The 26,441-nt window shown below is 40.7% G+C and carries 24 protein-coding genes; all 24 read left to right on the forward strand.

Features of this window, described 5'->3' with window-relative positions:
• The first annotated feature begins 116 nt into the window (after window positions 1-116).
• The 24 genes from rpmE to FCN25_RS11240 all read left to right on the forward strand — a co-directional run bounded on the left by rpmE (window position 117) and on the right by FCN25_RS11240 (window position 26,385).
• Window positions 117-329: a 50S ribosomal protein L31 gene (gene rpmE, locus FCN25_RS11125; protein WP_137224746.1), complete on the forward strand. Its 213-nt coding sequence runs from the start codon at window positions 117-119 to the stop codon at window positions 327-329.
• Window positions 330-885: 556 nt separating this feature from the next.
• On the forward strand, window positions 886-2,133 hold the full coding sequence (locus tag FCN25_RS11130; RefSeq protein WP_137224749.1) for a malic enzyme-like NAD(P)-binding protein: 1,248 nt from the start codon (window positions 886-888) through the stop codon (window positions 2,131-2,133).
• Between the two features lie 209 nt (window positions 2,134-2,342).
• Window positions 2,343-4,253 (forward strand): RNase E specificity factor CsrD, encoded by a 1,911-nt coding sequence (csrD, locus tag FCN25_RS11135; RefSeq protein ID WP_137224751.1) that lies wholly within the window; start codon window positions 2,343-2,345, stop codon window positions 4,251-4,253.
• Window positions 4,254-4,543: 290 nt separating this feature from the next.
• The gene (locus FCN25_RS11140; RefSeq protein WP_175405853.1) at window positions 4,544-5,425 is read left to right on the forward strand and encodes a biogenesis protein MshI; all 882 of its coding nucleotides are present in this window, start codon (window positions 4,544-4,546) and stop codon (window positions 5,423-5,425) included.
• Window positions 5,422-6,042, forward strand: coding sequence for a fimbrial assembly protein (locus tag FCN25_RS11145; RefSeq protein ID WP_137224754.1), 621 nt, complete (start codon window positions 5,422-5,424; stop codon window positions 6,040-6,042). The genes FCN25_RS11140 and FCN25_RS11145 overlap by 4 nt, the downstream gene beginning before the upstream one ends.
• On the forward strand, window positions 6,039-6,695 hold the full coding sequence (locus tag FCN25_RS11150; RefSeq protein WP_137224756.1) for an MSHA biogenesis protein MshJ: 657 nt from the start codon (window positions 6,039-6,041) through the stop codon (window positions 6,693-6,695). Before FCN25_RS11145 ends, FCN25_RS11150 begins: the two co-directional genes overlap by 4 nt.
• A 25-nt stretch (window positions 6,696-6,720) precedes the next feature.
• Entirely contained in the window at window positions 6,721-6,999 is a 279-nt protein-coding gene (locus tag FCN25_RS11155) for an MSHA biogenesis protein MshK (RefSeq protein WP_175405941.1), read from the forward strand.
• A gap of 17 nt (window positions 7,000-7,016) precedes the next feature.
• On the forward strand, window positions 7,017-8,684 hold the full coding sequence (gene mshL / locus FCN25_RS11160; RefSeq protein WP_137224759.1) for a pilus (MSHA type) biogenesis protein MshL: 1,668 nt from the start codon (window positions 7,017-7,019) through the stop codon (window positions 8,682-8,684).
• A 68-nt stretch (window positions 8,685-8,752) separates the two neighbouring features.
• A complete protein-coding gene (locus FCN25_RS11165; RefSeq protein ID WP_137224761.1) occupies window positions 8,753-9,697 on the forward strand; it encodes an ExeA family protein in 945 nt (314 codons plus the stop codon).
• Entirely contained in the window at window positions 9,694-11,061 is a 1,368-nt protein-coding gene (locus tag FCN25_RS11170) for a tetratricopeptide repeat protein (protein ID WP_175405854.1), read from the forward strand. Before FCN25_RS11165 ends, FCN25_RS11170 begins: the two co-directional genes overlap by 4 nt.
• Complete coding sequence (locus FCN25_RS11175) at window positions 11,058-12,818, forward strand: GspE/PulE family protein (protein ID WP_137224765.1); 1,761 nt, start codon at window positions 11,058-11,060, stop codon at window positions 12,816-12,818. Before FCN25_RS11170 ends, FCN25_RS11175 begins: the two co-directional genes overlap by 4 nt.
• Before the next feature lie 2 nt (window positions 12,819-12,820).
• Complete coding sequence (locus FCN25_RS11180; protein ID WP_137224767.1) at window positions 12,821-14,035, forward strand: type II secretion system F family protein; 1,215 nt, start codon at window positions 12,821-12,823, stop codon at window positions 14,033-14,035.
• Window positions 14,036-14,068: 33 nt separating this feature from the next.
• Entirely contained in the window at window positions 14,069-14,656 is a 588-nt protein-coding gene (locus FCN25_RS11185) for a hypothetical protein (RefSeq protein ID WP_137224769.1), read from the forward strand.
• Between the two features lie 120 nt (window positions 14,657-14,776).
• The gene (locus FCN25_RS11190; protein ID WP_137224771.1) at window positions 14,777-15,382 is read left to right on the forward strand and encodes a prepilin-type N-terminal cleavage/methylation domain-containing protein; all 606 of its coding nucleotides are present in this window, start codon (window positions 14,777-14,779) and stop codon (window positions 15,380-15,382) included.
• Between the two features lie 72 nt (window positions 15,383-15,454).
• Complete coding sequence (locus tag FCN25_RS11195; RefSeq protein WP_137224773.1) at window positions 15,455-15,961, forward strand: type II secretion system protein; 507 nt, start codon at window positions 15,455-15,457, stop codon at window positions 15,959-15,961.
• 210 nt (window positions 15,962-16,171) lie between these two features.
• Window positions 16,172-16,651 carry a Tfp pilus assembly protein FimT/FimU gene (locus FCN25_RS11200; RefSeq protein ID WP_137224775.1) on the forward strand — a complete coding sequence of 160 codons (480 nt, stop codon included), beginning with the start codon at window positions 16,172-16,174 and terminating at the stop codon, window positions 16,649-16,651.
• On the forward strand, window positions 16,641-17,177 hold the full coding sequence (locus FCN25_RS11205; RefSeq protein ID WP_137224777.1) for a prepilin-type N-terminal cleavage/methylation domain-containing protein: 537 nt from the start codon (window positions 16,641-16,643) through the stop codon (window positions 17,175-17,177). The genes FCN25_RS11200 and FCN25_RS11205 overlap by 11 nt, the downstream gene beginning before the upstream one ends.
• Window positions 17,177-18,001, forward strand: coding sequence for a type II secretion system protein (locus FCN25_RS11210; protein ID WP_137224779.1), 825 nt, complete (start codon window positions 17,177-17,179; stop codon window positions 17,999-18,001). Before FCN25_RS11205 ends, FCN25_RS11210 begins: the two co-directional genes overlap by 1 nt.
• Complete coding sequence (locus FCN25_RS11215) at window positions 17,991-18,446, forward strand: MSHA biogenesis protein MshP (protein ID WP_137224781.1); 456 nt, start codon at window positions 17,991-17,993, stop codon at window positions 18,444-18,446. Before FCN25_RS11210 ends, FCN25_RS11215 begins: the two co-directional genes overlap by 11 nt.
• The gene (locus FCN25_RS11220) at window positions 18,436-23,028 is read left to right on the forward strand and encodes a DUF6701 domain-containing protein (protein ID WP_137224783.1); all 4,593 of its coding nucleotides are present in this window, start codon (window positions 18,436-18,438) and stop codon (window positions 23,026-23,028) included. The genes FCN25_RS11215 and FCN25_RS11220 overlap by 11 nt, the downstream gene beginning before the upstream one ends.
• 192 nt (window positions 23,029-23,220) lie before the next feature.
• Entirely contained in the window at window positions 23,221-24,270 is a 1,050-nt protein-coding gene (locus FCN25_RS11225; RefSeq protein ID WP_137224785.1) for a rod shape-determining protein, read from the forward strand.
• Between the two features lie 63 nt (window positions 24,271-24,333).
• Window positions 24,334-25,251 (forward strand): rod shape-determining protein MreC, encoded by a 918-nt coding sequence (gene mreC / locus FCN25_RS11230; protein ID WP_137224787.1) that lies wholly within the window; start codon window positions 24,334-24,336, stop codon window positions 25,249-25,251.
• Window positions 25,248-25,739: a rod shape-determining protein MreD gene (mreD, locus tag FCN25_RS11235; RefSeq protein ID WP_137224789.1), complete on the forward strand. Its 492-nt coding sequence runs from the start codon at window positions 25,248-25,250 to the stop codon at window positions 25,737-25,739. The genes mreC and mreD overlap by 4 nt, the downstream gene beginning before the upstream one ends.
• Before the next feature lie 55 nt (window positions 25,740-25,794).
• Entirely contained in the window at window positions 25,795-26,385 is a 591-nt protein-coding gene (locus FCN25_RS11240) for a nucleoside triphosphate pyrophosphatase (RefSeq protein WP_137224791.1), read from the forward strand.
• Window positions 26,386-26,441 lie beyond the last annotated feature (56 nt).

The following is a 26,441-nucleotide window of genomic DNA, read 5'->3' on the forward strand; positions in this document are numbered from 1 at the left end:
TTGTCTATATGAGACCTTGTATTATGTCGCGCCTATAACGTACCGTTATTAACTACATGTGGTGCTCAGCTTCGGGTTGGGAGAGCGACATGGCCTTCAATTTAAGGTAACTCCAAATGAAAAAAGATATACACCCAAATTACGCTGAAATTACTGCAACTTGTACTTGTGGTAACATCATTAAAGTAAACTCAACTGCAGGCAAAAACCTACACTTGGACGTATGTGGTGCATGTCACCCATTCTACACTGGTACTCAGAAAGTTGTTGATACTGGTGGTCGTATTGACAAGTTTAACAAGCGTTTTGGTATGGTTGGTAAAAAGTAATTGTTATTCAATTACTCTAAAAAGGCGCCTTTGGCGCCTTTTTTGTGTCCTAAATTTAAATAACTTCAGCTAGACGTTGTTAACAGTATCGAACCTGCGCAGAGTTGACTTTAAAACGTGAGCTATTTTGATTTTAGTTTACTTATCCCATCTCGAATCCCGTTTCAAAGGTAAATAATCGTCAACGAGTATTGTGCTGAGAAGAAAACTAATTTTTTAGTCATAAACAATGCCAAAAACCATAAAAGACACTTTATTGTAATTTAGACAAAATAAACCGCAAATAACGTCATCTACATCCGATTGCTAGTGTAAATCTTGTTATATTCCTACATTTTTAACTTGTTGATTTATATATATTCATGTTGGTTTAGTTAGTTTTATAAAACGTAGCCTATGTTTTGACTTGCAACGGGTTCTATTATTAAGTTTTTGATTTATATCGTCCCAGTATTAGCGTATTGTTGTTAAAATTTTCTATGGTGATCAAGTTCACAACTAATGTGTACTGTTGACCATATCTTTCTTCAATATAGCGCATTTCAGGATGTATAAAATGTCAGATATTCGTCAACAAGCTCTCGACTATCATGAATTTCCAGTACCAGGGAAAACGGCTGTTTGTCTAACAAAACCCGCTCAATCAAGCCATGACCTTGCTTTAGCATATAGTCCAGGCGTTGCGGAGCCCGTTAGAGAAATTGCATTGAATCCTGAAAATGCATATCGATATACCAATAAAGGTAATACTGTTGCGGTGATTACCAACGGCACGGCTATTTTGGGCTTGGGTAATTTAGGTCCATTAGCTTCAAAGCCTGTTATGGAAGGCAAATCACTGCTATTTAAGCGTTTTGCTAATATCGATTCAATTGATATTGAAGTGAAACACCGCACAACTGAAGACTTTATTAATACCGTTGAATCTATTGCTGATACCTTTGGCGGAATTAACTTAGAAGACATCAAGGCGCCTGAATGTTTTGAGATAGAACAAGAGCTCATTAAGCGATGTAATATACCCGTATTTCATGACGATCAACATGGTACTGCTATTGTGACTGCAGCAGGGATGTTAAACGCGCTCGAAATCCAAGGTAAAAAAATTGGTGATGCAGTATTTGTTTGTTTAGGTGCTGGTGCCGCTGCCATTGCGTGTATGACGATGATTGTTAAATGTGGTGCATTACGTGAAAATGTTTATATGCTCGACAGACAAGGTGTTATCCATACTCGTCGTGAAGATATCAATGAGTACAAAGCATTATTTGCCAATAATACTGACAAACGTACGTTGCAAGACGTGATTAAAGATGCCGATGTATTTTTAGGCTTGTCGGGAGCGAACTTATTAACCGCTGACGATATTGCGTTAATGGCGCCTAATCCTGTTATTTTTGCTTGTTCAAATCCAGATCCTGAAATTAGACCCGAATTAGCCCACAATATCCGCAAAGATTTAATTATGGGTACCGGTCGTAGTGATTATCCCAATCAAGTCAATAATGTATTGTGCTTTCCGTTTATTTTTAGAGGTGCACTAGATGTTCGTGCATCGGTGATTAATGACGAGATGAAGTTGGCTGCTGTATATGCAATCGCTAATCTTGCCAAGGAGCCGGTTCCTACTGAAGTGCTTGCTGCTTATCCTAACGTGTCATCTTTAAGTTTTGGTCCACAATATGTGTTGCCAAAACCAATGGATCCAAGATTGTTATCGATTGTTGCTCGCGCGGTGTCACAAGCGGCAATAGACTCCGGAGTGGCAAAAATAACCACATTGCCGACTGAATATCAGGTATAGAATATTGGAAATAGATAAATCGATTCGTTAATTCAAATATAGATGGGTTAGCGAGATTGCATTTCAACAAAAGGGGCTTTTGCCCCTTTTTTTATGGCGCCGGATATAAAGTGAATAAAACGCTTAGTGAAGTTGTGGAGTACAATCGTTATACTAAATTACATTGGAGACATTAATAAAATAAATAAATCCAGCAGGATAGCGGATACATGAAACACACCAAGATCCTTACTAAAAAAATGACCAGCTTTTGGTTGCTTTCATTGGCCGCAGTTGCTTTTGTATTTTTGTTGTGTGCAGTGATGGGTTTTACTCAATTAACCTATAATTTTCAGCAACAAAAAGTCGCTGAATTAGAGACCATGTTAATCGAGGATTACCAGCAACATGGCAGCAATCAATTTTCAAGTTGGTTACCCCCATTATTGACAGCTTATAAAGCGGTCGATTTTTCTCTGTCTAATGAACACCAAGTCGTTTACCAATTTCATCGAGAACAAGTCGATACCACTCAGAGCAACTTGACGGTATATCAAACCCAGTTGAACCCTGGTCAATTATCCATGAAGTTGGTTATGCCACCGCCTTTTTCTTTGTATGATTTAGGCTGGCATGAGCTGATTATTCTTTTTATCGGTTTTATTAGTATCGGGATTTTTGTTTGCTTTGGTTATGGTTGGTATTCCAGAGAATTAGATGGAGTAGAGCAACTTGCACTGCGGAGCAAACTTATTTTAGACGGTAAATTAAAGCAAGCCGCCGAAGTGCCTACCAATGGTAAACCACGCATGATCAATCGTGCGCTCAGTAAATTACTCGCCGATCTGGATGATGCTCATAAAGAACGTGGTCGCTTAGATCAGTTTATTCGTAAAGATACTTTTTTAGATAAACAAACTCAAATTGGCAATCCTATATTTTTTCAAAATCGTCTAGATGCGCTAAGCCATGATCAAAAAATGATGGCTCATGGTGTATTGATGTTTATTGAGTTTGATGATGTTGATTTAGTTGAAAATGAATTCGGTGAAGGTGGCATGAAGGCGATGCTATCACTAACAACAGAAGCGATTACTGCAGCGTTAACTCAATATGAAGACAGTATTTTTGCCCGACGTAGTTATTCTCAATTAGCCATAGTCGTCCCCCAGTTATCGCTTATAGAAGCCGATCAGTTAGCCCAGCGAATACTCAAAACCTGTCTCGCATTACCTTTTTATGGCATCGGTGATCCTGATAATTTTTTCCACTTAGGCTGTGCATTTTTTAAAACTGGCGATTTACAAATTAAACTTGTTGAAGAGGCTGAAATGGCACTTCGAGCTGCACAGCTGCAACGTGTTAATAACTGGTTTATGTATGATAAAGGTGCATTAGATGAAGAAATTGCCAAAGGTTCTGTCCGTTGGCGCAGCTTTCTTGAAAATACGCTAGTATCAAAACGTTTTTTTACCTTACAACAAGCGATTGTCGATAGTGATGATCAGATCTTACATTATGAAATCTTTAGTCGTGCTAGAGATTTACGCGGTAACGATATTCGCGCGACCTTGTTTATTCCAATGGCTAACAAATGTGGCTTGATGCCACAGATTGAGCGGCAAATATTGGAGCAAGTACTCTTTAGGCTAATGAACGATAATACACTCATTTATAGCATCAATTTAAGTCTTGATAGTTTAATCAGTAGAGCATTTGTTCGTTGGATACAATCGTCATTACTTGAGCATCGTCCTTTAGCATCGCGGCTTATTTTCGAAGTGTCGGAAGACATTATTGTTAAAAATCAAAAGAATACCTTATTGCTTAAAACCTTAGATATGCTTAGGAAAATGGGGGCGAAATTGGCTGTCGATAATGTTGGTCAGTATGTTGTCGGGACTCACTATATTCAAGAATATCATTTTGATTTAGTCAAACTACATCGTTCTATCGTACGGCAAGTGCATCAACGACCGGAGAATCAACTATTTATTCGCAGCTTAATTGGTGGTCTTTATCGAGCGGAAGTTAAAGTGATTGCTGAAGGGGTTGAATGTTTCGAGGAGTGGCAAACGTTAAAAATTCTAGGTGTGAGTGCTGCGCAGGGCGATTTCTTAGGGCAAAGATCTGAAGTTTAACGATTTTAGTGCTATGTTTGTTTTAATACACTAATGTTAAAGCTTATTTATCAATACATTAACTTTTATCTTAAATAAATATTCGGTATTTTTATTGATTAGTTATAGAATCGACGCATTAGTGCTAAGTTTAATCGCGACATATTTTCCCCAAAATAAATATGGATTCCAAATTGAATCGCCTTGATGTGTAGTGATGATGTGTTGAATTAATGATCCTGTTGATTTGATAATGTACCATTAGCCAGGAATCTAAAATAATTAATATGTCAGCGAATATGGGCCACGCAATGGATAATGGTTTTTTGAGTAAACTAGCCTTTTGGCAGACTTCCAAATCAATGGGAGATTTAGGCGTATTTGTCGCCGATAATTACCTGTGGGCGTACAAGCCAAAGCAAGAGCATTCGGCTGCTGTTATTAGTCAGTTTTCAGTAAATAAAAACGATTGGGATCAAGCTTTTGAAGCACTAAAGCATCAGTTTGGTCGAGTTAGAGTACAATTGGTACTGTCTCATCAATATTATCAGCTAGTACAAGCTGACAAACCGAATGTTGAACCTACTGAAGTGACTCAAGCATTGATTTGGTCTGTTAAGGACATGGTGTCAGAGCCTGTCGCTAATATTCATCTGGATTATTTTGAGTCTAGCCTTATTCCTAGTTCAAAAGTGAATGTAGTGGTAAGTAGTCGTCAATTTTTAATGCAGTTAGCGGGTGCTTGTAATGCTAGCGGGTTAGAGGTTGCAGGGATAAGCATTGAAGAATTGGCGTTAAGTCATTTATTAGCCCACGATAACATGGCACATATGTTGGTTGCTCACCTACCACAACAGGAATTATTGTTACTGGTTGTTAAAGCAGGCGAAGTGTTAATGCAACGTCGAGTACGAGGATTTAATCAACTGAATCAGGCAACTTTAGAAGAATTAAAGCTAGGTTTAGCCGATAATCTCAGTTTAGAGATTCAACGGTCTATGGACTACTTCGAAAGTCAGTTTCGTCAAGCTCCAGTAGCATCGATTAGTATTTTGGTTGAAGGCGATAGTGCTTCATTGGCCAATCTTGTAGCGGCCAACTTTAATCAAAAAGTGACAGCGATTACTCATGATGGTGTATCGAGTTTACTCGCTCAGTTGGCACTGCAAGAATTAACGCGAGGTGAAGTGTGATAAAAACCGGCGTTAATTTATATACAGCAGATTTGTTGCCTAAAAAGCAAAGACTGACGTTTTCTGGAATGATAATCGCATTAGCCTTATTTATAGGATGCAGTGCGCTACTTTATTGCGTAGGACTTTGGAATACCGATGAATTGCAGGCGCTCAACCAGCAGGAAAACAGCAAAAATAATAGCTTAACTGAACAAAAAAATCAGTTAGAGCAACAGATTGCTGAACGTAAACCCGATGCTAAATTGGTCGCAAAGGTTGAACTTGAACAGCAACGTTTAGACCTTAATAAATTATTAAAAGATAAACTTAGTCAAATGGATATGCTAATTAGCCAAGGTTACTCGCCAATGTTGACCGATTTAGCTGCCGTTGCCGACAATAGTTTGTGGTTGAGCCATATTACAATAGAACAACAAAGCAATGATGTTCAGCGCATTGAATTTGAAGGCTATGGACGTAACCCACAAAGTATTCCCCTTTGGATAGATAAACTTAAAAACACTGCAACATTAAAAGGGTACGCGTTTTCGGCTATGACGATGGACCGCGGCGAAGCGCAACCGTTAGCATTTAAATTAATAAGCCAACCTAGTGCTAAGGAGTTAGCACAATGAAACAACAATGGTTGATATGGTCTGAAAAATTTAATGAATTAAGCCAGCGTGAACGAGTATTGATTGCTGTTGCTTTATTTGTAGTAGCGGGAATGTTGTTGTTTATGCCTTTTGAATCACTTTGGAAACAACAGCAAAGTGTGACAAATCAATTAAAAGGGCTACAGCAAGAAAATTCGATTTCCATGCAACAAGTGGCACTTTATGAAGAGCGATTGCAGCTAGATCCTAATCAAGATTATCAACAGCGATTACAATTAATTACTGAACAGATGCAATTGATCGATGCTGATTTAACCAACCAAATGGTTGATATGGTGCCAGCTGATTATATGCCAACGGTATTAGCCAATTTGTTAGGTAATGTGAAAGGAGTCTCGCTCATTTCATTTGCCTCAATTGCTCCTCAAGCCTTATTGCAAGTTGGAGATGTTGATAAAATTAATCTCTATCGTCACGGCATTAAGTTAACCTTAAAAGGTGATTACTTTTCTATTTTAGCGTTTATTAAGGCTGTCGAAAGTATGCCTGATAAATTGTATTGGAAACGGTTGGACTATCTTGTAGACGTTCATCCGGATGCCTTAGTTGAATTAGAACTTTACACACTGAGTGTGAATAAGGACTTTATCAGTGTTGCAAAACAAAATTAACACAGTGGCATTTGCAGTGAGCCTAATGATGCTGCTAATGTCCGCGACTAATGCACAAACTTTACGTGATCCTACCCTACCTAGTCAGGGGTTTCTTGCTGTTAAGGCCCTTGATGATAATCAAGCTTTGGTGCTAAACAGTATTGTTAACGGTCAACATGCCTATGCGATTATTAATAATATTATTCTGTCGGTGGGTGATGCAGTTAACGGTAGTGGATTACGAGTATCAAAAATTAGTAAAGACTATGTTACCTTGTCAGATGGAAGAAAACTTCAGCTTTTTCAGTCGATAACAGAGTGATAGGATAAGAATAAAAAATGAATGTGATTAAATATGTTACTCCTTTGATGTCGCTGTGCTTAGTTGCTTGCCAAACAACAGATAGACCGGATCCACAAATTGCTAAAACAACCTTGAATGAATCAAGACAACAAGCTGAACAAAATCAAGTTACTACGCCACCTTTAGCCTCGATGCCGGAAGATGTTCAGCGTGAACTAAATGGTAATAGTATTTTAAATCAATCCGTGAGAGCGTTACCAGCGGAACGCCGTTTTGATGTATCAGCAAATGAAGTGGATGCCAGAGTCTTTTTCCCCAGTTTAGTGAAAGATACCCCGTTAAGCATTGCGGTACATCCTGATGTACAAGGTAAAATCTCGTTATCTTTAAAAGCGGTAACCTTGTCAGAGGCCATCCAAGTTGTTGAAGATATTTATGGTTACGAAGTTAATCGTGAAGGACGTATTTTACGGGTATTCCCATCGGGAATGAGAACCGAAACGTTTCCGTTGAATTATATCTACATGCAACGCGAAGGCTTGTCATTAACTTCAGTCAACTCTGGGCGTATTTCAGATCAAAATGATAATTCAAGTAGCAGTAGTAGCAATAATAGTTCGAGCAATAGCAGTAGTTCGAGTAACAGTGGAAGTGGCAGTAATTCAAACAGCAGCGATAATACTAATGGTACTTTTATTCGCTCAACAACCAAGACAGATTTTTGGGGTGAATTACAAACTACACTAATGGCTATTATGGGTGAAACGGGCGGCGGACGCCAAGTTGTCGTAACGCCTCAAGCGGGTTTAGTCACTATTCGCGCTTTTCCTGATGAGTTACGCCAAGTTCGCAGCTTTTTAAAAATAGCGGAAAGTCATTTACAGCGCCAAGTTATTTTAGAAGCTAAAATTATCGAAGTCACCTTATCAGACGGCTACCAACAGGGGATTCAATGGGAGAATGTCTTAGGTCATGCTGGCAATACCAATATTAATTTTAGTACATCAGCAGGACAAGGTATAAGCGATGCGATTACAACCGCTATTGGCGGCGTAACCTCAATTAACTTCAGCGGAAGTGATTTTAGTAGCATTATTAATTTACTCGATACTCAAGGTGATGTTGATGTGCTTTCAAGCCCTCGAGTTACCGCTTCAAATAACCAAAAAGCGGTTATTAAAGTGGGTACTGACGAGTATTTTGTGACAGATGTGTCGACGACCACCGTTTCATCAACGACCACGGTAACAACTCCAGATGTTGAACTGACACCATTCTTTTCTGGTATTGCATTAGATGTCACTCCTCAAATAGATGAAAATGGCAATGTAATATTGCATGTTCATCCTTCTGTTATTGATGTGAAAGAACAAACTAAAGAAATAAAAATAAGTGATTCGACTTTAGAATTACCTTTAGCGCAAAGCGAAATTCGTGAATCTGATACGGTGATCCGTGCAGCTTCTGGTGATGTTGTCGTTATTGGTGGATTAATGAAGAGCGAAAATATTGAAACGGTTTCCAAGGTTCCATTGTTGGGTGATATTCCTTTCTTGGGCGAAGCCTTTACTAGCCGTTCTAAATCAAAGCAAAAAACTGAATTGATTATTATGTTGAAACCAACCGTCGTTGGTGGTGATACATGGAAAGGCGAGTTAAAACGCTCACAAGATTTAATTGAGCGCTGGTATCCTTCTAAGTAGGCCCGTTGATAATGATAGTTGTCAGATAATATAGGCGGTTGATAGTTGAAAATGGATAGCCAGTAATTATGTATTTGGAGCATTTTGGCTTAAGTCAGTTGCCTTTTACACTTACCCCAAATACAGGTTTCTTTTTTGGGTTATCCCCGCATGTGGAAGCATTGCAAGTATTACAAACCGCCTTACAAACAGGTGAAGGTTTTATTAAGGTCACGGGTGAAGTGGGCACTGGTAAAACCTTGGTTTGTCGCAAGCTGTTGAATGACTTACCGACTCAATACCATTGTGCTTATTTACCTAACCCATATTTAAACCCAAAAGAATTACGCTGGGCAGTGGCGGGAGAGCTTGGTTTAGCATTGCCAAATAAAATAGATCAACAACAGTTAACTCGGCTTATTCATGAGCGTTTACTAGAGCTTAATCATCAAGGTTTTCATGTGATTCTTGTATTAGATGAAGCACAAGCATTACCAGATGACAGTATTGAAGCATTACGATTGTTTACCAATTTAGAGACCGAAAGCCGTAAGCTATTGCAAGTGGTGTTGTTTGGTCAGCCCGAATTAGATCAACGCCTAGCACAACCCAAGTTCAGACAATTAAGACAACGTATTACCTTTAGTTATAATTTACGTCCGTTAACCTGGGATGAGATACAGGCTTATATTCATTACCGACTCGCGGTAGCTGGTTATAAAGGGCCTGATTTGTTTAGTGCATCAGATATTAAGCTCATTGCCAAAGCCGCTCGAGGTATTCCGCGCTTAGTGAATATATTGGCACATAAGAGTTTATTATTATGTTACGGCCAAAACAGGCGGAAAGTGTTAACTCGCGATTGTCTGGCAGCAATAGCGGATACAGAAGATATTAATGTACAACATAAAGTGCAGTTCTCTCGTGTCAATATGTTGCTCATTTTATTGCTGGCAGCAATGATGTTGTTTGTTGGATTAAGCGTTGAAAACTGTTGTGGTGAATGGATGGCGCAAATAGGCGAGCTTATATGAGTGTGATTATTAAAATGCTGCAAGATTTAGAGCAGCGCCAACAGCCTGGAGCAGAAATTCCACCACAAAACCTTGCGGGAGAATTTGTACGCCCTGAAATTCAATATCACTCAGTTGCTAAATCCCGTTCACCCATTATTGGTATTATTGTGGTAGCGGTGCTATTGCTCCCGACATTGTGGTTTGGTGTATCAATGTATCGTCAAGCCAGTATTGAAACAGCTAGTGAGCCAGCAACAATCAAGGTTTCCGCTAATGGTGATATTGAGTTGTTGAAAAAACAGCCATCATCAAACCATGAAGGTGTTGTGCAAGCTAACTTTGATGTAAAATCAATACCCGCCGAGGTGATAACGGCTGTGGCAGATCAAAACATCAATCCAGTAGTGGATCAAACATCTACAATCGAGACCGCACAAACAACTATTACAGCTGTTAACCATACTGAGACGAATGATAAGTCGCAAATAATGGTGACGCAAACGAGTGATAAAACGTCTGATGCCATCCAAGCCCAAGCATTGTTAACCACAAAAGTAGCCACAGGCAACCCCAAAGCAGCAAGTCTTAACAGTATGACGTTAAATCAGATGACTCCTTCTAACACTTCGCCGAATAACGCGTTGGCAAGTCCGAGTGCTTCAAATAACTCCGAGATCACACAAGCTATTCAAGGCTCAACCTCACCAGCCCCTATAAAAGTACAAATAGCGCGTAAATCAGAACCTGCTCCAGCCGTTAAACAAAAGCCTGCGGAAATGTCGATAAAAGAGGTGGTATTGACCAAGGCGCAAATGGCACAGTTACAATATCGTAAAGCGATAGATGCAGAGCAAGCTGAGCGCCTTGATGATGCCGCGGGATATTTTTTAGAAGCCATTATTCTACAACCTAGTTTACATAAAGCCCGTAAACAATTGGTTGATATTTATTATAAACAAAACAATCCAACTACAGCGATGCGATTATTGGAAAGTGGTATTGGTATGTTTCCGCAACAATGGGAGTTTTATGTGATTTTGGCGCGAATTCAAACCGAATTGAAATCCTATGATGCAGCACTGTCGACATTAGCGATGATCCCAGATAACTCCTCGTGGGCTCGAGATAAGTGGGTTGCTCAAACTGAATTGGCGCAAAGCTCAAAAAACTTCTCTTTAGCAGAATCAGCTTATCGTCACTTATTAGTTTCCGAGTCGACTCAATCTCGCTGGTGGATGGGCCTAGGCTATGCACTTGATTCCCAGAAAAAATATTCCCAAGCAGCTCAAGCTTACCGATCTGCATTAAGTTATGAAGGATTATCCACTTCCGCCATGTCATTTATTGAAAAACGTTTAGTTCAGTTAGGGGAAAACCGATGAAGCCTAAGTTAAAAATGCGGTTAGGGGATCTTCTGGTTCAAGAGCTGATTATTTCCGACGAGCAATTAAAGCAAGCCTTAACGGAACAACGTAACTCAGGTAGAAAACTCGGTCGCACCTTAATTGACTTAAAGTGTATTACTGAAGATCAGTTACTTCAGTTTTTGTCGCATCAGCTTAATTTACCCTATCTTGATATTAGCCGCCGTCCGATAGCCGATGACGTGGTGAATATTCTCCCTGAAGTACAAGCAAGACGCTATCGAGCCTTGGTGGTGGAAAGTCACCCCGATCATGTGCTTGTTGCCATGAGCGATCCTGCAGACTTGCAGGCGATTGATAATATAGAAGCACTAGTTGCCCCTAAGCAGTTAATGCTCGCGGTGGCGCCAGAGCAACAGTTACTCGATGCATTTGATAATCTTTATCGTCGTACCGGACAAATAGCCGAAATCGCCGGCAAGCTTGAAGAAGAATATGCCGCAGATGACATGTTCGATTTAGCGAGCCTGACTCAAAGTGATAGCGATAATGAAACCACAGTGGTTAAGTTACTGCAGTCTATTTTTGAAGATGCAGTGCAAATGCGAGCGTCAGATATTCATATTGAACCAGGCGAGAAAGTCCTGCGGATCCGCCAGCGTATTGATGGTCAATTACATGAAAATATTTTAAGTGAAGTTAATATTGCTTCGGCATTAGTATTACGACTTAAATTGATGGCGGGCTTGGATATATCAGAGAAACGTATGCCACAAGATGGCCGTTTTCATATAGAAATAAAAGGTCATCAAATCGACGTGCGGATGTCAACCATGCCCATTTATCATGGTGAATCTGTGGTAATGCGTTTGTTAGATCAAACCACCGGCCTGCGTACCTTAGATGAAACTGGCATGCCACCCAATATTGTGGCGCGAATTCGTAAACAAATTAAGCGTCCTCACGGTATGTTGTTAGTGACAGGACCAACCGGTAGCGGTAAAACGACAACCCTATACGGGATTTTAAATGAGCTTAATACTGCGGATAGAAAGATTATTACCGTAGAAGACCCGGTAGAGTATCAATTACCGCGAATTAACCAAGTTCAGGTTAATCACAAAATTGGTTTGGACTTTTCTAACGTACTGCGTACCACGCTTCGTCAAGATCCCGACATTATCATGGTGGGGGAGATGCGTGACCAAGAAACCGTAGAAATTGGTTTACGAGGTGCATTAACTGGTCACTTTGTATTATCGACTTTACATACCAATGATGCCGTTACCAGTGCACTACGATTACTCGATATGGGCGCGGCGAGTTATTTGGTTGCCAGTGCATTGCGCGTCATTATCGCTCAACGTCTTGTTAGGCGTGTTTGCCACAATTGTGCAGTGGATTATCAGCCAACCGCGGCTGAACGTAGTTGGCTTACGAGTGTGACTAAAAGAGATATTAACAGCGCAACTTTTAAAGTGGGTAGTGGTTGCCAAACCTGTAATGGTTCTGGTTATCGTGGTCGAATTGGTATTTTTGAAATACTCGAATTAGACGAAAATATGATCGATGCCATGCGTACAGGTAATCCGCAAGACTTTGCCCGGGCAGCGCTACGCAGCCCTCATTTTATTCCACTCGCGCATTCTGCCATGGAGTATTTATTCCTTGGCACCACAACACTAGAAGAAGTGTCCAAGCTGGTGGAAGATGTCAGCGAATCAACAGTTGCCTTGTCTGAAGATCTTGTTAGTCAACAAGATATTGGGTTGTAATCATGCCTATATATCAATATCGAGGTCGTAATTCACAGGGGCAAGCTGTCAGTGCACTACTTGAGTCTGCCAATGAAAGCTCTGCGGCCGATGCGTTGCTATCCCGCGGCATTATTCCGTTAGAATTACGTGAAGTGAAAACCAAGCAATCGTTTTCGATGAGTTTGTTTCAAAGCAAAGTGTCGCTTGAAGAGTTGCAAATTTTTAGCCGACAAATGTATTCATTAACTCGCTCTGGCATCCCTATTCTAAGGGCAATAGCGGGTTTGTCCGAAACCACTCATTCTGAACGAATGAAAAATGCTTTAGATAATATTTCAGAACAGCTTACGTCAGGTCGGTCTTTATCATCGTCAATGAATCAATTCCCAGATGTATTTGATTCATTGTTTGTTTCAATGATTAACGTGGGTGAAAATACCGGTAAATTGGAAGATGCCTTTATTCAATTGTCCGGCTATATAGAGCGAGAGCAAGAAACTCGACGCCGAATAAAAGCCGCTATGCGTTATCCTATGTTTGTTTTGATCGCCATCACTATCGCGATGGTTATTTTAAATATTATGGTGATTCCTAAATTTGCCGAAATGTTCTCTCGTTTTGGTGCTGAATTGCCGTGGGCGACAAAAATATTAATTGGTACTTCGAATCTGTTTGTTAATTTTTGGCCTCATATGATCGTGGTATTAATTGGTGTTGTGCTCGGTATTCGCTATTGGCATCACTCTGAAAAGGGCGAGAAGCAATGGGATTTATGGAAGCTGCACATACCTGTTATTGGATCTATTATTGAGCGCTCAACCTTGTCACGATATTGTCGCTGTTTTTCGATGATGCTCAGTGCGGGTGTGCCCATGACACAAGCATTAAGTTTGGTCGCCGATGCGGTCGACAACGCTTATATGCATGACAAGATAGTGGGCATGCGCCGTGGTATCGAATCGGGTGAATCAATGCTGCGGGTATCCAATAGCAGCCAACTGTTTACCCCGTTGGTATTGCAAATGGTTGCTGTCGGTGAAGAGACCGGCCAAATTGATCAGTTATTAAATGATGCCGCAGATTTTTATGAAGGTGAAGTGGATTACGATTTAAAAAACCTCACCGCAAAGCTGGAACCTATTCTAATTGGTTTTGTTGCTGGTATTGTATTAATTCTTGCGCTAGGTATTTATTTACCGATGTGGGATATGCTAAACGTCGTTAAAGGTGGTTAAATTAATCATGTTTGCGGAAAATTGGACTACTTAATGAAAAGCCAGCAAAAAGCAGATGATGACTTGCTTAAAGTGTATGGCAAAATGATGGCTATTCTAGTGCTGCTTATTGTATTCGCTATTTTAGGAGCTCGTTATATGAGTACTATCCCTAATTTAACCAAACAAGGTTTAGCATTTGAACATAATCGACTTTTAAATGTCTTAGCTATGGTGCGAAGTCAATGGTTAACTTCGGGTAGACCCGACAAGATGTTATTATCTTGGTACAATGTGGCACCAAATGTGCTTGATGATACTAGTGCTGTTGAAACGTCAAAAAGCAGCCAATTAGAAAATAGTACTTTACATCGTGCCCAAGATAAAGCTGAAGCCGAGTTAATGGGTGCTAACAACTGGATTACATTGTCATCTAATGGATGGCCGGTTCTAGATACTGATGACGTAAATGGATGCAAAAAACTATGGCAACAATTATTGGCATCAAAAGTTGAAGAGTTAGATTTGACCATAGAATATCAAGCTGAAACAAAGGTATGCCGCTATTATTCAGATGATAAAGCCAGTTTAAGTTATCAGTTGCAAACTGGCCGAGTAATATTTTTAACAGGTGAGACGTAAATCGTTTATTACAGATGTTAAACCTATAATAAACTGCTAAAATCAGAAGATTATATAAAGACGCTTATAACAGAATTAACAGCTTTCCTGTTATAAACACTATAAAAAGAGTGAGGTATTATGAAAATTAAACAACAAGGTTTTTCATTAATCGAGTTGGTCATTGTAATTGTTATTCTCGGCTTATTGGCCGCTACGGCAATCCCACGCTTTTTAAATGTGACAGAAGATGCGCAAGATGCCAGCGTAGACGGTGTTGCTGGTGGCTTAGCAACAGCGGTAAGCTTTGTGCGTGCACAGTGGGAAGTTGATGGGCGTCGTAATGACAGTGTGTTATTAGATGGCACTAGTGTGTCATTAGATACTCGTTTTGGTTTTCCTACTGGTACAACAAATACTAGTGTCACTGCGATGAATAACGCTAGATGCCAAGAAGTCTTTGAATCCGTTTTACAAAATGCCCCAAGAAACGTTCTGATTAACCAAGATGCAAGTGATGTACGCTATATCGTTAGTGTGCAAGACGGCGCGGGTGGTACAGCAACGAGTATTGATGGTGTGACAGTAAATAACCTTGATGTATGCGTATATCATCAGGTTGCTTCATTAACATTAGACCAAACATCGGGTGTAGCAACACCCACCCCTGATTTATCTACATCGGGTGCTAAAGGCGTCACATATAACCCAGGTACAGGGCAAGTTGTTGCCTTTACCAATGATTAATTTATTTAGCAACCAAGTCGATTAGTCCATTAAGTAATGGATAGAGATTTATTTTAATAGAGGTTTTTTAATATGCAAAAGCAACAAGGTTTTACTTTAATTGAATTAGTGGTTGTGATCATAATTCTTGGTATTTTAGCGGTAACAGCAGCGCCTAAGTTTATTAACTTACAAGGCGATGCTCGTGCGTCAGCGTTACAAGGTTTAAAGGCATCTATTCAAGGTGCGAACACGTTAGTTTATTCAAAAGCCGCATTAGCTGGTGAAGAAAAGGGGGCTGCTGCTGATGGTACTGCAACTATCGATATTGGTTCAGCTGCTAATATAAATATTGTTTACGGTTATATGGCTGCAGATCAAGCGGATATTCAAAATGCTGTTGATGTTGCATTTGATGTAGAAGCGGATCCACAAACAGGTACTAATGATTGGATTATTCAAGCAGATACACCTGCAGCAGGGCAAGTAACGATTTATCAACGTGGTGCACCAGATACTTGTACCTTGATTTATACCCAAGCTACTAACGCAACAACTATTCCAACTTATGTAGCAATAACAGATCCTGATCTTTGTTAAAGCGCTTTTTATTGAAAATAAGAAGCCTGCTTTAAGCAGGTTTTTTTATAAATTTTATTTATAGCAATCAGATCTGACATTAGAATAAACAGACAATATCACCTATGTTTGCGATACTGAATGCGTTAATATAAGTTATTGACACCATTATGGTTTAATGAATATTGAACGTTATTAATGTTCATCAGGTTGAATGAGGACATCATCATAGTGAATCGACAACATCATATTCAAGCCGGCTTCACCTTGGTTGAATTGGTTACCACCATGATTGTGATTGGTATTATAGCCGTGGCGGTGTTGCCACGCCTGTTGTCTGATTCATCCTACAGTGCCTATACCTTACGTAATGAATTTATTAGTGAATTGCGCCAAGTCCAACTAACAGCAATGCAAAATACCGATCAGTGTTATCAAATCGATGTTGATAACGCAGGTTATACATTGCGTTATTTTAGTGATCGCAGCGGTAATAGCTGTAGTAATATATTTCGCGAAGAACAACCCCAAACCTTTAGCGGCGGCGCGTATATCACCCTAGCCAGTAGTGCCAGCCAAGTCTTCTCGATTACTTTTGACAGCTTAGGTCGCATGTTATCTCCGGCGTGTTCAGGTCATTGCTTTAATGCTGTAGCAGATGAAACCTTAGCCATTGCGGTTGAATCTGAGGGGTATATATATGCTCTGTAAATCTCAACCTGCTCACTTATCGCAGTCTCATTCCCATGGCGGCTTTACCTTAATCGAACTTGTCATCGGTATGATGGTGATCGGTATTGCGATTGTCATGCTCACCAGTATGTTATTTCCCCAAGCAGACAGAGCCGCGGCCACGCTACATAGAGTGCGTTCTGCTGAGTTAGCGCATTCGGTAATGAATGAAATTTGGGGCAAGCGATATGATCAAAATACCAATCCTAATGGCGGCGTTCCTGCGTGTAATGCTCCATCTGGTTTAGCTTGTTCTGTATCATTAGGTAATGACGGTGAAAGCCGTGACAACTTCAATGATGTTGATGATTATAATGGTTTAGATCAAACCGCCAACATGCTCGACTCAAGCCAAACTTATGCCCAAGCCTATCCTAATTATGAATTACAAGTGTCGGTAACGTATTTAGATTCAGCAACGAAGGTACAAAAATTAATTACTGTAGCCGTGACAACACCTGCCGGTGAAGTGATCACTTACAATGCGATTAGGAGTAATTACTAATGCCTTTTCGCCCTGTAAAAAATGCTGGTTTCACCTTGATCGAAATGGTGACGGTCATTTTAATATTAGGCATTGTCGTCGTTGGCTTGAGTAGTTTTGTGATTTTTGGCACCCGAATTTTTGTTGAATCGAGTGCGGTTGATCAAGTGCTAAGTCAAAGTCGTTTTGGGATAGAACGGATGACGCGTGATATTCGCCGCGCAATACCAAATAGCACGCGACTGCTTACCGCAAGCGATGCAAGTTACCAATGCTTGGAATTATTGCCCATTAGCACCAGTACATCGTATCTTGATGCACCATTTTCGCCTCAAACTGGGCAAAACAGCTTAACGGCGATTAAAAGTATTAATTCAATTGAAGCAGATCAATCAGTCGTTATTTATCCATTAACAGCCGATGAAATTTATAATCCTCAAGGGACAACGGCTAAACGATTTATTGTACAAAGTGTTGCTGAATCTGATGATAAACTGACTATCACCTTAACTAAAACCGGGCGCTTTACTGAGGCATCACCTCTGCAGCGCTTGTACGTAGCCGATAGTCCATTGAGTTACTGTTTTATTAATACTGTTAATAATGTTGAGCTGCGCTTATACCAAGATTATGGTTATAAGGTTAGTCAACCGTCGCCAACCGAAATGGGCAATGGCGTATTAATGGCGCAAAACATTACCAATACGTTAACGGTTAATCCCGCTATTATTGTCACTCCATCATCATTAGTGACCAATGCGATAGTGCATTTACAACCAGTATTTACCGTCAATGGTGAAACATTTCAATATAACCATCAAGTACAGGTGATGAATGTTCCCTAAGCTGAAATTAAGCCAACATTCGCAACAAGGCAGCGCACTGATTATCGGTGTTTTTGTGCTGACGGTAATGTTTCTCATTGCTGCGAGCTTAATTCGTATTGTTGGCGATGCTGATGAGTCGGTTAATATGGAAGTGTGGGGTACGCGAGCATTGTTTAGTGCAAATAGTGGTGCAGATGCTGCGTTAGCTGAGCTGTTTCCCGTTGATGGATCTGCTGCAACTTGTACTGATGTGAGTTCTACATGGGCGCCGCCTACAGGGGAAGTCGGATTTCATAATTGCACTGTATCAGTTAGCTGTAATACTGCTACTGCGGATGGTGAAATTCAATATCGAATTAGCAGCTTAGCGGTATGCGAAACCGGTAATTGTGCCGGCGACTCTAACAGTTCAACGTGTTTGCGAGTCAGTCGCCAAGTGGAGGTAGAAGCGCGTGGGAATTAAAACAGTCTTTCGATTATTAACTAATTTTTGTGTAATTATAAGCTTATTTTCTATTAAAGCATTCGCATTTGATATTGATGAATCTGTAGTTTGGCCTAATGTCGCACAAGGGCATCATCAAGATAACAATAATAGTTGCCACCAAATTGATAAACCTCAATTAACCATGCAAAGTGGCTCTAGAATAAATGGTACTTTGGGGGAGGATTTAGCTTTTTGTTCTAATAATGAAGGTTCAGGATTACCCTCTGATAGCTGTGATACAGCTTCTAATGGTGATCGTTATTGTAATGTATCTGGTAGTGATATACGTGGAATAAAATTAAACGGAAACAATAAATTTCAAGATAGTGACGGTAAAAGCGGTGGAGTGGGGTCCTGTTCAGCGAATGAAAACATTATCTTAGGTGATAGTGATTTGAATCAATTTGATACTATCAAATTATATTCTACATGTACTTTAACCATGTCTTCCTTACAACCAGAATATTATTTTAAAGAAATAGAGGCAGGGAATGGGGCTAAGTTAGTTTTCCCAGCTGGTGATTATTGGGTTGAGTCTTTGAAGTTAGGTGGAGATTCAGAAATTGTATTGCAGGGTGATGTAAGGTTATTTGTTAATAAGGATGCCCAATTAAATAATAATGCCAAAATTAATGTTGAAAATACTCACTCGTTACAATTGATAACTTATGGAAATTTAACGTTAAATAATGATTCCGTAGTGGGTGGCAATATATATAGCGATGAGACTTTGACTCTTAATAATAATTCAATCATTAATGGTCGAGTAACATCTAAATACTTAACAATAAGCGGTGGCGGTCAAATCAATGACACATCATCACCCCCTCAGCCGGAGTTCCATATTCAATTCGGTAAAGCAACGGCAAATAACATCACGTTTGACAGCGCTTTTCCTGATGATGTCACCCCGTTAATTTTCTTAATGCCGACCATCGAAGACGATAACAGTGATGGCCCCGCATCAGTATTGCTTAAGAGCGTATCGGCACAAGGTTTTACTTGGTCTCCAAAAGAGCCTGCTTCACCCAGTAACCGCTATGTTAAACCTATTGAAATGCCGGAAATACATTGGATTGCGGTTACTGCGGGTAGCTATGACCTGCCAAATGACATCACATTAATTGCTGGTTCGATTGATTATGATCAGGCTTTATTTGGTTCCAGTGCCCCTTATACCTCTGTTACTTTACCTGCTACCCAAAATGTGGTGTTGAATCAGATCCAAACTCAGAATAATGATTGTTGGTTTACGAGCACATCAACATCCAGCGGTTCAGTGCTACAACTCGCGTTGGATACCTCTGAGGTTTATAGCAATAGTCAATGCCAACCAGGTAATTTGAACAACGATCAAATTCAAAATGAAACCATAGGTTACTTATCGTTAACCGCGGCTAGCGGTACCATGACCTTAAATGGTGTCGACACTAATTATCACTTTGGTCAAGCACAAACGTTTACTGATAGTGGTACTAAAGATGTAAGTGATCAATGTAGTTATACCACACCTTTAATTGGTTTTAAGGATGCCCCCATATTAGTCGCGGGTAAAAATAGCCGCTTAGGTGGCGATGGCGGCTGGCTTCGACGTTGTCAGTTGACTAACGATAAAGTCAGCATGGTAATAGATGAAGATACTTATAAAGATAATGATCGTAAACATCGTTGGGAGAATTACAGTTTTGTGGCTTTTGAGAAAAAATCAGACACCTTGACCTGTTTTCTCGATGATTTTGATCGCACTGATTTGGGTGATGATTGGGTTGTATCAAATAGTCGAGGTAGTTTTACGCCCGCTATTGTTAGTAATCGCTTACAAGTCACTCAAGCGAAATCAAATCAAGCAACCTCGTCAACTTACCAACGCTTATTTCCAGCCAAAAACAATTTAGTCACCATAGAATTTGATCATTATGCTTATGGTGGAAGTGGGGCTGATGGTATTGCTTTTGTGCTGTCAGATAGTGCTATTACACCTCAAGCTGGAGCTTATGGTGGACCACTAGGCTATGGTGCTCGTACAAATGAGAATGGTTTTTCCGGCGGCTGGTTAGGCTTTGGTATAGATGAATTTGGAAACTTCTCAAGGGAAGGTGGCTCTAGTGGGTCTGGGTCAGGGCCAGGGCGTCGCAAGCAATCAGTTGCGGTTAGGGGGTCGGGTTCTGGAACGGCAGGTTATCCGTATTTACATGGTTCGTGTAATGACGGTACAACTAACACGAGTGGTGACTGCTTATCGCCAACTATTGATAAAAATAATGTCACTCCAGCGCATCGATATAGGATCACTGTTGACTCACAAATTGCGAATCAATCGTTAGTAAAAGTTGAACGAGATAGCGGTAGTGGATTTGTTGAAATCATTTCCGAATTTGATGCTGCGTCTTTCGATAGTCAAGCTGATTTACCAGACAATTTTTTATTGTCCTTGACAGGTTCTACGGGGGGAGCAACGAATATACATGAAATTGATGGGGTCAAAATATGTGCATTAAATTCAAGTCCCATAGGTGTTCAAATCCACCATTTTGAGTATTCGTATTCTGATGTAGGATTAACGTGTGCCCCTAAAACCTTATCTATTAAAGCTTGTGCTAATGCCGATTGTACTGCCACTGTAACCGATTCTGTTACTGCAATTTTAAGTCCGGAAACCATTACCGATGGCGGTGGTTGGGTTGGTGGCAATGTGGTGACATTTAGTGGCGGAGAAAAAACGGATTTACAATTAAGGCGCAATACTCCTGGCACCGTTAGTTTGGGTGTTTCAGGCTCAACGCCTAGCACCATTGCGTTTAGTAAAACCTTGTGCCGTATTAATGGTGGTGCAGCCAGCGAAAATTGTAATCTAACGTTTGCTGACAGTGGTTTTATTTTTGACGTGCCAGATAAGCTAGCGAACAAACCAACTGACAAAATTACAATCCGTGCAGTGAAAACCTCAGATGTTACTCAACAATGTATACCTCTATTTTCTCAAACCACTAAAAATGTCGATTTTTGGAGCTCTTATATCGATCCCATTACTCCAATTAATGGTCAATCGACAACGGTGAATAGTAAGGTGGTGAGTAAACAAGAGAGTGCAGCTACAACGCTTGAGTTGGCATTCGATACCGATGGTAAAGCTGAGCTTATTGTTAACTACTCTGACGCAGGAAAAATGCAGTTAGATGCGAAGTACACTGGCACAGGTGATGAGCAGGGATTGATCATGTTAGGATCTGATGAGTTTGTCAGCTTTCCGGTGGGCTTGTGTATTGCACCAGAAGATAGTAATGCAAAATGCGCTGCGGATAACAGTACTTGTGATGTGTACAAAAAAGCTGGCGAGTCATTTAACTTAATTATTCAAGGAAAAGCTTGGGAGTCTGACGGCGATACCAATTTTTGCGATAACATCAATACGCCCAATTATGCTCATGACGATATAGTATTAGGACATCAATTAATAGCGCCATCGGGCGGTGTGTTAGGCGCGGTTGGGGTTAGTGAGTATGATCACATTGCGCAAACCACAAACACCAATACTGTGTCACAGTCAGTTACCGAAGTGGGGGTATTTAAATTTAGCGCCAATCCGCCAAATCTTTATTTAGGTTCGAGTTTCTATGATATTCCATTGGCTGAATCTCCTAGCATAGGTCGTTTTGTGCCAGATCGTTTTGTTGTGAGTAGTTCAAGTGTGCTGCAATCTTGCGGTAGCATTACCTATATGGACCAACCTTTTGATTTAACATTAACATTAAGCGCGCTGAATACCGGTACTTATGTCACTCAAAATTATCAAGGTGATTTTGCTAAAGCCACCGCTAGTTTGGTGGGCGAAAATGCCAATGATGGTATTGAGTTAAGCAGCCGATTAAGTGCTTTACCTATTGATGCGAGTTATTGGGTTTTGGGTAAGGCGAGTGTAGGGTTAACTTACCAAGCAAACTTTAATCGCACTGTTGCCCCAAATGCAGATGGACCCTTTAATCAATTAGATATTGGCGTACAAGTTTTTGATAATGAAGCAACAAGTGTTTCATTTGTTGCTTCAGCAGATATGCGTCCCGACACCACTGATAACTGTGTTGATACTAATGATTGCACGGCAAAACGTTTATCTACTCAAGATTTACGTCATGGCAGGGTGGTGATGGACAATACCTATGGCCCTGAAAGCGAAATATTACGCATGCCAATGTATGCACAATATTGGAATGGCAGTAACTGGGTGACCAATTTCAATGATAGTTGCACTCAAGTTACCGCAGCGCTGGATGGTTCTGAAAGTTATGATCCGTCATTAACAACCAATCAAACCGTTACCCGAAGTGACGGTGGCAGCATTGTTAGTGCTGGTCAATTGAACTTATTATGGCAAAACACCGGTTCTAAAGCATATCGAGGCCAAGTGACAGCACCGCTACAAGTTGATGATTGGTTAAAATGGTATTGGAATTGGGAGCAAGTAAGCCCCACAACACTTTATGACCCAAGAGCAAGTGCGTTCCTTGGTCGCTACCGAGGCCATGATAGAATTATTTATTGGCGCGAAGTGAGTCAATAAACTGAATAAAAAAGCAGCGGTTTTATGGTTTTTAGGATTAAATTTGAACGATTGGGATTTATTTAAGCATTTTTAGAAAAAAAAATGCCAGATTAGCAATTGTTAACCTGTTCGGTATTGTAGAATGGGGGTGTCATTGATAGAGTTAGCTGATTTTTATTCTTCTGACTTCACAGAATACAGGCCTGATACATGTTCAAAAAGTTGCGTGGCATTTTTTCTAACGACCTATCCATCGATTTAGGTACGGCAAACACTCTTATTTATGTTCGCGATGAAGGCATCGTACTGAACGAACCCTCTGTGGTTGCCATTCGCGGCGAACGCAATAGTAATGGTCCAAAATCAGTTGCTGCTGTGGGGACTGATGCTAAACAAATGCTAGGTCGAACACCAGGTAATATTCAAGCTATTCGTCCGATGAAAGATGGCGTTATTGCTGATTTCTATGTGACCGAAAAAATGCTTCAGCACTTTATTAAACAAGTACACAACAACAGTTTCTTTCGCCCAAGTCCACGAGTATTAGTCTGCGTGCCAGTAGGCGCAACTCAAGTGGAACGTCGTGCTATTCGTGAGTCGGCTATGGGTGCTGGAGCGCGTGAAGTGTATCTTATTGAGGAACCTATGGCGGCGGCTATTGGTGCTGGTTTACCGGTATCTGAAGCAACAGGTTCTATGGTTGTTGATATCGGTGGTGGTACCACTGAAGTCGCGATTATTTCGTTAAATGGTGTGGTGTATTCTTCATCTGTACGTATCGGTGGCGATAAGTTTGACGATGCGATTATTAATTATGTTCGCCGTAACTACGGTAGCTTAATTGGTGAAGCAACTGCTGAACGTATTAAGCATACTATTGGTACCGCATATCCTGGTGACGAAGTGCTTGAAATTGAAGTGCGTGGTCGTAACCTTGCAGAAGGTGTACCAAGAAGCTTTACGTTAAACAGCAATGAAATCTTAGAAGCATTACAAGAACCGTTATCGGGTATTGTGAGTGCGGTTATGGTTGCTCTTGAGCAGTCGCCTCCAGAGCTAGCTTCAGATATTTCTGAGCGAGGCATGGTATTAACAGGTGGTGGTGCTTTATTGCGTGATTTAGACCGCTTATTAATGCAAGAGACGGGTATTCCGGTGATGGTCGCTGACGACCCACTGACTTGTGTTGCTCGTGGCGGTGGTAAAGCGCTTGAAATGATTGATATGCATGGTGGTGATTTGTTCTCCGAAGAGAACTAATTATTATTAGCTGAGCGGCTTTGTTAACGTTATTCACTGGGTTAACAAAGTTGCGAACAATTTATGAAACCAATTTTCGTTCGTGGCGTTTCCATTCAATTTAGACTAACACTGGCAATTATTTTGTCGGTGGTATTACTTATCACTAATCAACGCCTAGATCCTATCCGCCAATCCTTATCCTCGGTGTTAAGTCCCCTGCAGTATTTAGCCAATGTTCCAGGTGTGATGCTTGACTGGTCCGCAGAAGCATTTGCGACTCGCAATATGCTCGAAATACAAAATAAAGAGCTGTTACGCCAACAACTGGTCATATCTGAGCGGTTACAACGTTTTGAGTATGTTCGCCAAGAGAATGAACGTTTACGTGCATTGCTCGGTTCGCCTGTGTATATGGATTCTCGTAAAATGGTGGCCGAAGTCATGGAAGTTGCCAGCGATCCTTTTCGACAATTTGTGGTGTTAAATCACGGTTTACAAACGGGTGTCTATGTTGGTCAGCCTGTTGTAGATGCTAAAGGTGTTGTGGGACAAGTCGTTGAAGTGAGTGAGTTGACTAGTCGGGTGTTGATGGTCTCAGATACTAGCCATGGTATTCCTGTACGAGTGACGCGCAATGACGTGCGCGCTATTGCTAACGGTACCGGTGACATTGATCAAATTGAATTACGTCATGTGGCTAAAAGCACGGATATCATCGTAGGTGATTTATTAGTGACCTCAGGGTTGGGCAATCGTTTTCCTGAAGGCTATCCCGTTGCTCGGGTTATCAGCGTATCGCGTGATGACGGCCAGAACTATGCAGTGATTACCGCCCAGCCCTTAGCTGCGCTTGACCGTATTCGTTATGTATTACTTATTTGGCCTGATGAAACCAAGCCTTTTACGCTTCCTGCTGATGTACAAGGGGCGCTCGAGAATACCGCCGATAAGGCTATTGTCACTGAAACAAAACCTGCTATCAGTGAGGTAAACCAATGAGTTCGCATATTGCCAATGGCCGTTTAGTGGTCTGGCTGACATTATTTATTGGGATGATGTTTCAGATTATGCCGCTACCTAAAATGGTAGAAGCTTGGCGACCTGACTGGCTATTAATGGTGATGATGTATTGGGCGATGGCGTTACCGCATCGTTACAACATTCTTACCGCGTGGATTTTAGGGGTAATGCTTGATGTGTTATTAGGAGCCCATTTGGGGATCCGATCATTAGCATTGTCGTTGGTTATCTATATTGTGGTGTTGTTATGTCAGCGATTGCGAAATTATCCACGCTGGCAACAATCAATCTTAGTGGCTTGTTTTATCTGTATTTATCATGTGGTTATATTTGTGACTCAGTTTGTGGTGGTCGAGTCTACGCCATTTGATGTTGAAATGTTTTTGCCTGCTATTTCAAGTTTATTTATTTGGTGGTGGGTCTTTTGGGTGTTACGTAACATGCGCCGTCATTATAAAGTTCGTTAATCTAACGCAAAACCTGAGTATGGTTTTAATGTACACTAACTAGAGTAAATATCAGATGACATGGGTACTGGCTTCTACCTCACCAAGAAGAAAAGAATTATTACTTCAAGCAGGCTTTAGCCATCCGGGTTTTTCGTTCGAGTTAGTTGCACCCGATATAGATGAAACACCTCAATCGACCGAAACTGCCACCCAATATGTATCCCGTTTAGCGCTCGAAAAAGCCCAAGCTGGTTTAGCACTTAGTAAGCATTTTTTTGCACCTAAAGTGTTGGGCTCGGATACGATAGTAGTACTGAATGACCAGATATTAGGAAAACCCGTCGACCAAGATGATGCCAAACGCATGTTGAGATTGCTGTCCGGTCAAACTCACGAGGTGATGACTGCAGTAGCATTAACTGATGGCGAGCAAACGTTTAGTCGATTGTGTCGGACTCAAGTGACATTCTGTGACTTATCTGTAGCCGATATAGAGGCTTATGTTGCTTCTGGTGAGCCTATGGATAAAGCGGGTGCTTACGGTATACAAGCTCTGGGTGGCTGCTTTGTTAAATCAATTATAGGCAGTTATTCTGCCGTTGTCGGTTTGCCCTTAGTTGATACTCGTGAATTATTAGCCTGCATGATGCAGTACTCTCAATAAGATATTGCTTCGACGGTTAACTACAGGTGGCGCAACTACTGTCACTATTATCATTG

The organism is Shewanella sp. MEBiC00475 (genome assembly GCF_005234075.1).
Classification (GTDB): domain Bacteria; phylum Pseudomonadota; class Gammaproteobacteria; order Enterobacterales; family Shewanellaceae; genus Shewanella; species Shewanella polaris.

Bases quoted from the DNA above. Each gene is read 5' to 3' on its own strand.
- csrD (WP_137224751.1), top strand. From the start codon at position 2,343: ATGAAACACACCAAGATCCTTACTAAAAAAATGACCAGCTTTTGGTTG.
- FCN25_RS11215 (WP_137224781.1), top strand. From the start codon at position 17,991: ATGTTCCCTAAGCTGAAATTAAGCCAACATTCGCAACAAGGCAGCGCA.
- rpmE (WP_137224746.1), top strand. From the start codon at position 117: ATGAAAAAAGATATACACCCAAATTACGCTGAAATTACTGCAACTTGT.
- FCN25_RS11185 (WP_137224769.1), top strand. From the start codon at position 14,069: ATGAAAAGCCAGCAAAAAGCAGATGATGACTTGCTTAAAGTGTATGGC.
- FCN25_RS11180 (WP_137224767.1), top strand. From the start codon at position 12,821: ATGCCTATATATCAATATCGAGGTCGTAATTCACAGGGGCAAGCTGTC.
- FCN25_RS11195 (WP_137224773.1), top strand. From the start codon at position 15,455: ATGCAAAAGCAACAAGGTTTTACTTTAATTGAATTAGTGGTTGTGATC.
- FCN25_RS11165 (WP_137224761.1), top strand. From the start codon at position 8,753: ATGTATTTGGAGCATTTTGGCTTAAGTCAGTTGCCTTTTACACTTACC.
- FCN25_RS11205 (WP_137224777.1), top strand. From the start codon at position 16,641: ATGCTCTGTAAATCTCAACCTGCTCACTTATCGCAGTCTCATTCCCAT.
- FCN25_RS11170 (WP_175405854.1), top strand. From the start codon at position 9,694: ATGAGTGTGATTATTAAAATGCTGCAAGATTTAGAGCAGCGCCAACAG.
- FCN25_RS11140 (WP_175405853.1), top strand. From the start codon at position 4,544: ATGGATAATGGTTTTTTGAGTAAACTAGCCTTTTGGCAGACTTCCAAA.
- FCN25_RS11175 (WP_137224765.1), top strand. From the start codon at position 11,058: ATGAAGCCTAAGTTAAAAATGCGGTTAGGGGATCTTCTGGTTCAAGAG.
- FCN25_RS11225 (WP_137224785.1), top strand. From the start codon at position 23,221: ATGTTCAAAAAGTTGCGTGGCATTTTTTCTAACGACCTATCCATCGAT.
- FCN25_RS11210 (WP_137224779.1), top strand. From the start codon at position 17,177: ATGCCTTTTCGCCCTGTAAAAAATGCTGGTTTCACCTTGATCGAAATG.
- mreD (WP_137224789.1), top strand. From the start codon at position 25,248: ATGAGTTCGCATATTGCCAATGGCCGTTTAGTGGTCTGGCTGACATTA.
- FCN25_RS11150 (WP_137224756.1), top strand. From the start codon at position 6,039: ATGAAACAACAATGGTTGATATGGTCTGAAAAATTTAATGAATTAAGC.
- mshL (WP_137224759.1), top strand. From the start codon at position 7,017: ATGAATGTGATTAAATATGTTACTCCTTTGATGTCGCTGTGCTTAGTT.
- FCN25_RS11130 (WP_137224749.1), top strand. From the start codon at position 886: ATGTCAGATATTCGTCAACAAGCTCTCGACTATCATGAATTTCCAGTA.
- FCN25_RS11240 (WP_137224791.1), top strand. From the start codon at position 25,795: ATGACATGGGTACTGGCTTCTACCTCACCAAGAAGAAAAGAATTATTA.
- mreC (WP_137224787.1), top strand. From the start codon at position 24,334: ATGAAACCAATTTTCGTTCGTGGCGTTTCCATTCAATTTAGACTAACA.
- FCN25_RS11190 (WP_137224771.1), top strand. From the start codon at position 14,777: ATGAAAATTAAACAACAAGGTTTTTCATTAATCGAGTTGGTCATTGTA.
- FCN25_RS11155 (WP_175405941.1), top strand. From the start codon at position 6,721: ATGATGCTGCTAATGTCCGCGACTAATGCACAAACTTTACGTGATCCT.